7 protein-coding genes and 1 tRNA gene are annotated in these 6,376 nt (G+C 55.5%); 5 read left to right on the top strand and 3 right to left on the bottom strand.

Features of this window, described 5'->3' with window-relative positions; translation table 11 throughout:
• The 5 genes from HY30_RS15205 to HY30_RS15220 form a co-directional block, all read left to right on the top strand.
• The coding region (locus HY30_RS15205; protein ID WP_034742622.1) for a TrbI/VirB10 family protein at window positions 1-192 on the top strand (192 nt) is incomplete at its 5' end.
• Entirely contained in the window at window positions 189-407 is a 219-nt protein-coding gene (locus tag HY30_RS15210; RefSeq protein ID WP_034742625.1) for a DUF2274 domain-containing protein, read from the top strand. The genes HY30_RS15205 and HY30_RS15210, both read left to right, overlap by 4 nt.
• Window positions 408-450: 43 nt before the next feature.
• Complete coding sequence (locus HY30_RS20100) at window positions 451-699, top strand: hypothetical protein (protein WP_155839369.1); 249 nt, start codon at window positions 451-453, stop codon at window positions 697-699.
• 604 nt (window positions 700-1,303) lie between these two features.
• Entirely contained in the window at window positions 1,304-1,612 is a 309-nt protein-coding gene (locus tag HY30_RS15215) for an ETC complex I subunit (RefSeq protein ID WP_034742628.1), read from the top strand.
• 16 nt (window positions 1,613-1,628) lie between these two features.
• Window positions 1,629-1,705 (top strand) — tRNA-Arg (locus HY30_RS15220).
• A gap of 96 nt (window positions 1,706-1,801) precedes the next feature.
• On the opposite strand, the gene HY30_RS15225 is transcribed toward HY30_RS15220, so the two are convergent.
• From HY30_RS15225 to HY30_RS15235, 3 genes are all read right to left on the bottom strand, one after another.
• Window positions 1,802-2,962, bottom strand: a complete 1,161-nt coding sequence (locus tag HY30_RS15225) for a pyridoxal phosphate-dependent aminotransferase (RefSeq protein WP_034742632.1) — start codon at window positions 2,960-2,962, stop codon at window positions 1,802-1,804.
• Window positions 2,963-3,036: 74 nt separating this feature from the next.
• The gene (locus HY30_RS15230) at window positions 3,037-3,879 is read right to left on the bottom strand and encodes a sulfite exporter TauE/SafE family protein (protein WP_051615553.1); all 843 of its coding nucleotides are present in this window, start codon (window positions 3,877-3,879) and stop codon (window positions 3,037-3,039) included.
• 141 nt (window positions 3,880-4,020) lie between these two features.
• The coding region (locus tag HY30_RS15235; RefSeq protein WP_034742635.1) for a TonB-dependent receptor plug domain-containing protein at window positions 4,021-6,376 on the bottom strand (2,356 nt) is incomplete at its 5' end.

Genomic DNA, 6,376 nt, shown 5'->3' on the forward strand with positions numbered 1-6,376 from the left:
GATGATGAGGGTGACATCGCACGGGCGCTGCGACGCTCGGCGCAGACCGGCGCCAATGAAGCCGGTCAGGAAATCGTGCGCCGCAATCTCGACGTCCAGCCCTCGATCACCATCCGGCCCGGCTGGCGTCTCGGCGTGCTCGTCAACAAGGACATTGTCTTGAAACCCTATGAAGGAGATAAGCAGCCATGAGGGACGTCAGTTTGAAGATCGGGCCGCTGCCGGACCGGACACCGCAGAAAATGACAGTGCTTGTTGATCCACCAATAGCGGCGGATCTCGAAGACTATGCACGGATCCATTCGGAGGTCCACGGAGTGGAGGTTCCGGCCTCGGCACTGGTGCCGCTAATGTTGGAAACCTTTCTGGCGAGTGACACCGGATTCCGAAAGGCAAAGAAATCTTGATTGCAGTGCCGCCGGATCAACATCAGATTGTGGAGTATGCCCAATGGCAAAGGGTAAGATTAGTGAAGCCGATTTCACCAGCGAGACAAGCTGGCTGACACCGAAACAGTGCGCCGACCTTATCGGGTGGACCGTGTCCGGTCTCGAAAAGCGCCGATTACGCGGTCAATGGCCCCCATTTTCCATGCGCGCCGGTCGTCCGCGATATCCTGGAGACTATATCCGGCGGCAATTCGCCGAGGCAGTGGTGACCAATACCGTTCAGGCGTCGACTACTAGCGACAAATTTTAGCGGACGTATGGTCAAGATCGCGGCCCGGTATGCTTACCGAGGTTAAAGGTCTTCCAGTTGCGATAAAGCAGTAAGTATTGGCTTTTACCGGCATTTTTGAATTTTGCCGGTATTGCCGGTAAATGACTATCCAAGAACTTCCTCTCGTCATCCGGACCAGTTACGCCGAGCTGCAAGACCAGCCGCGGCTGGCCAAAGCTTCCGACTTTCCGAAAGGCTCAGCCATGGCGCTGCACGTCTTGGGAATCACGGGAAATCATTCAATCACTCCTGGAAGTAGACAACTGACCTGCTCTGTCGAAAATTTCGCCTCATGCGGTGGAATTCTTGGAGGGGGCAATTCAATAGTTGAAAACACCATAATGGTTGCGCACGGGGCCAAGCCTCGCTATTCCAGCTGCATTGTAACTCAGACGGTGGCTTATTGGTGGCTTGGCGTTTGGAGGTATTGCGGCAAGCGGGGTCCAAACCCACTTAATGCATTGTTTTTTCAGGGGTCTTGCGAAAGGCTCGTTCCACCAACTTTCTGGTTTGGGACCAGAGGGTCGGAGGTTCGAATCCTCTCGCTCCGACCAACAACTTCTCGACGAGACGAGGCGGTCACATGGAAGCGCGGATCTACAGACCCAGCAAAAGCGCCATGACGTCCGGTCGCGGCAAGACCAAGGCTTGGATCCTCGAATTCGTGAAACCCGGCGCACATCGCAGTGCCGACCCTGTCATGGGCTGGACCAGCATTGACGACACATCCGGTCAAGTCCGCCTCGAATTTGATACACAAGATGAAGCCGTCGAATATGCCCAGCGCGAAGGCATGACATTCCGGGTTGAAGAATCACGTGAGCGCAAACGTCTGGTAAAGACGTACAGCGAGAATTTCGCGTTTGACCGCAAGCAGCCCTGGACGCACTAAGGCGCGTCACCCGCTTGGCCCCTTAGCTCAACTGGATAGAGCACCGGACTTCTAATCCGACGGTTGCAGGTTCAAGTCCTGCAGGGGTCACCACTGATTCGAAGTTTGGGCAAAACACCTCCCCTTCCCTTAAACGAAAAAGACCGGAGCTTTCGCCCCGGTCTTTCAATCGGTTTAGGTCTATGGCGATCAGGCGCCGACGACTTCCGGGAGTGCTTTGCAAAAACGCTCAATGTCTTCAATCTTGCCCATTGAGACGCGCGTCCAGTCGGTGTAATCCATGTACTGACCGCGAATGTAGATACCGCGATCCTTCATGGCCTTGGCCACATCGTTCGCCGGCTTGCCTGACTTGAAGTAGACGAAGTTTGTTTGCGACGGCAGGTATTCCAGATCGAGCGCATCAAGTGTCGTGATGACCATCTTGCGGCCTTCAACAATCTTGCCCTTCGAGAAATCAAGGAAGGCCGTGTCATTGTAGCTGCCGATTGCAGCAGCGAGGCCGACACCGGAAATCCACGACATGGCGGTCGATTGTATTTTGGCGGCAGTTTCAGGCGATGAAATCGTGTAACCAACGCGAATGCCGGCCATGCCGTAAATCTTCGAGAAGGTACGCGACACGATAACATTGTGTCCTGCTTTCACGAGACCAATGCAGGTGTTGCCCTCGGGATCATCGGCCAGTTCCATATAGGCTTCATCGACGAGTACCGTCGTGAGCTTGGACATGCGCACCACGGCAGCCTTCAGGGCAACCGGATCAGCGACGAGGCCGGTCGGGTTGTTCGGGTTGCAAAGCTGCACGAGGCCAGTGTCGGTTGTCACTTTGGCTTCAATGGCAGCAAGGTCGGTGCTCATGTCAGGCGCAAGCGCAACACGATCAATTTCAGCCATGCCGAGATTCACGGCGTAGAGGGCCGTCGTGTCCCAGAAAAGGCGCGGAGCAACGATCGGACCTTTCTGGCCATAGATCAGGGCAATGGCGCTGAGCGCCTCACCCGAACCGGTCGTGATCGCGATCATGTCGGGTGTCACGCCATGACGTTCGGCAATCATCTCAGCCAGTTTCGCACCGGCGATGTCCGGATAGTAGGCGCCTTTCTTGCCAGCATATTCGATCATTTTCAGCGCTGATGGCGCCGGACCATAAGGGTTTTCGTTGCGCGAAAGGAGCGCCACACCGCCACGCGGGCCAAGCAGCTCCGGGTCGGGATCAGCAGACGGAGCATTGGCGGGAAAAGCCGCTTCGGCTGCTGCCGTTTGTGTTGTCGTGCACGCCGTTGCGCACGCGACGGTAGCGCCGACGGCTCCCGTCAGGACTAAGCGTCGTGAAATATCAAATGCCATTTTATTTCCCCAGTCGTTGGTTGATTATAAATGGGATGTTCCCCGGCAGGCGTTCCGAGGCTCCCAGTGAAGGATCAGGAAGTGAACGAATTGTACAGGACGATCGCAGACGTTGCGACGAGATAAATCCCGAAAATGCGCTTCAGTGCTACGGCGTTGAGACTGTGCGCGGCGCGCGCTCCAAGAGGCGCGGTAATGAAAGACATAGCAGTAATTGCCAGAACGGCAATCACGTTCACGTAGCCGATCGAGCCGAATGGCAAGCCCGGCTCGCCAAGCCCGAGAATGGCAAAGCCGATCGCACCCGGTACAGCGATGATCACGCCGAAACCTGCAGCCGTTGCGACAGCTTGGTGAATCGGACGACCACACGCTGTCATGACAAGCACCGCTATTGTCCCGCCACCAATGCCGAGCAGAGCCGAGAAACCTCCAAGGAATGTCGCTATGGCGGCAAGAAGTGGCCCCTGTGGCATATCTGTCGTGATGGCCTTTTTCGGCTGCAAGACAGGTGCAATGAAATGCACGCCCATCAGGAAGACGCCGAGAGAGAATATCCATTTCAGCGAACGGCCATCCATGTAACGCGCAATGAGAATACCGAGAACGGCACCAATCACGAGCCAGAGGGTCCAGTCACGAATGATCTTGAAGTCAACGGCGCCGCGTTTGTTGTGCGCATGCAGCGACCGAAGTGACGTGACGATGATGGTGGCGAGCGACGTGCCGATCGCCAGGTGTGTGATCACATCGCTGTCGACATTGAATACGTTGAAAGTGAGCAGAAGGGCCGGAACAACAACGAAGCCGCCCCCGATACCAAAAAGTCCTGCGACGAATCCTGCAACAAGGCCTGCAGCAAGCAAAACGGCGATCAGCTGGCTGATGTGAGCCAGATCGAGATTTGATAATGACATGTAATTGAGTGCTTCTGTTTGATGATGGGGGCTCGCAAGGACGATAAGCACAGTCCTGAAAGCGAAGCAGGGAGCGAGTTGCCTCGCTCCCTGTATTTTTTGTCATCTGCCTAAAGGACGGTCAGATTGTGCTCATAAGCATCAGAAGCTCTTGGTTGCCTTCAAATAGACAAAACCACCTTGCCAATCGACAATTGAGTCGGAGCGATAAATCCGACCGTTGCCGGTTTCTCTCAGGTTATTGTAGTCAGGCTCGTAGGGATATTCGTCTGTCACGTTACGTGCACCAAGGGTGAACTTGGTCGTGTCATCATAGGCGTAAGTTGCCTCGATATCGAACAGGACCTCGCTACCGGAATCCTCAGTCAGCAAGCCGCCTGGGCAGCTATAGCCGTCCGCGTCGACGCCCGTCAGACATTGCGACGGATTATAAGCACCGTAATAGTTTGCGCGACCGAGGAAGGTATATGCCCCGATCGAGTGCGATACCGTGAAGGTTGTACGGTAGTTAGGCGTGCCATTCTCGAAGTCGTACACATCCTCTTCGAGAAACAGGCCATCAATGTTCACCTTCTCCACGGAGAACGTGTTGTAGTTCGAACTGAGCGTGAAGGCTGTTGTGCCAGGAGCCCCCCAGTCAGCGACATAGGTCACGACCAGATCAACACCTTCCGTCGAGGAGTCGAATGCGTTCTGGAAGAACTGGACCGCGCCGATCGTATCGGCTCCCGGAACGCCCGCCGCAATCAGTTGATCGCGGATTTCAGGCGTCACGGTGATGGAGCGCGATGCGTAGAACTGGTCGCTGATGTCAATCTTGTAAAGATCAAGCGTGACGCTCAACGGACCAAATGTACCTGTGGCACCCAGCGAGTAGTTCGTCGATTTTTCTGGCTTCAATTCCTCTGCGCCCAGGAACTGGGATACAGGGTTGGACGCCGGGAAAAGACCCGAGGCGACTGGTTCACCAGCCGGGAAACGGGTCGACACGTTCGTAGTAGCCAGCTGTCCCGGCGTCGGTGCCCGGAAACCTGTGCCTACGGAACCCCTGATGTTGATGTTCGGAGTAACCGACCAGCGCGCGGCAATCTTGCCATTAGTCGTTTCGCCGAAGTCAGAATAGTTCTCAAATCGGCCTGCAACTTCAACAAACAGAGCCTCAGTGAGATCAGCCGACGCGCCGGCATAAATGCCGTAGCTGTCCCGATTGAGCGAACCGGAATAATCAGGCGAATAGCCCGGGAAGCCGTTCGAGCCGACGCCGTTGAGTGTGTAAACAGGATCCGAAGGATCAGCACAATCAAGAGAGGAGCCATCAGCTATCACCCCAAGCCCTGCTGCTGTCGGGGTTGCTCCATCGCAGAAATTCCATGGATCGGCGAACGCATAGGGTCCAGCGATGTAGGAGGCTTCATCACCCGCCACAGCTTCATAGCCTTCGTCCCGCCATTCAGCGCCGAAGCTGAAATCGACCGGGCTGGCAAACCCTCCCATTTCATAGGAATAGACAAAATCAGCAGCAACCGCGACTTCATCGGAAATCAGGTCGCCGGGGTGAAAGACAGTGGGTGAACTGTCACCGAGGGAGGGGTTGACCGTATTGCCCAGCTTGTAATTGATCTGGTTCTTGCCGTAGCGCGCCGAGAAATCATATGTGAAGTCAGGCGTGAATTCACCGCGAATACCGCCGGTCGTTGAATAGTCGACAACGTTACCGAAGAAGCGCGGCGTGAAGCCGGCCGGGAACAGGCTGTCAAACTTGTAAGTTGAGCCGTCTTGCAAACGGATCAGCGGACCGTTTACAGAGTTTCCCGGGTAGCGATAGTTGAAGTCGCCGTCTGCTGATGAGTTCGAATAGTTGGCGAAAGCGTAGAGTTCCTGGCCACCGGGAAGTGTGTAACCCATGTTCACGAACGAACGGAAAGCCTCCGATTCAGGCTGCCCCCAGATCTGCACGTTGCTTGAGTCATAGTCTCCGCCAGGACCGTAGAGATAGGCCTTGTCCGGGTTTGCAGCAATATAAGCGTCCACATCGAACGACGTAGTCTCATCCCACTGCTTGCCGCGGCTCGTGGGTTGAGCACTCGTGCCTTCAAGGCTGATATTGATGAAGCCATTCTCACCGAGCGGAAGACCGATGTTACCCGCGATCAGCAGGTCTTCACCGTCGCCCTCATAATACTGGCCACCTTGAACGGTGATTTCTGCGCCTTCGGCCGAGTCCTTGAGGATGAAGTTGATAACGCCCGCAATGGCATCGGAGCCATATTGTGCCGCAGCGCCATCGCGGAGAATTTCAACTGTTTTCAATGCTGACGCTGGGATCGTTGCAACATCAGGACCTTGCGTGCCCGAGCCGCCAATCGACACCAGCGCGGCACGATGACGACGCTTTGAATTTACGAGCACGAGTGTTTTGTCCGATGACAGACCACGTAGCGCTGCTGGACGCACAAAGGTCGAGCCGTCAGAGATTGGCTCACGACCAATCGTGTAA

The sequence above is a fragment of the Hyphomonas chukchiensis genome, from assembly GCF_000682695.1.
Lineage (GTDB): Bacteria > Pseudomonadota > Alphaproteobacteria > Caulobacterales > Hyphomonadaceae > Hyphomonas > Hyphomonas chukchiensis.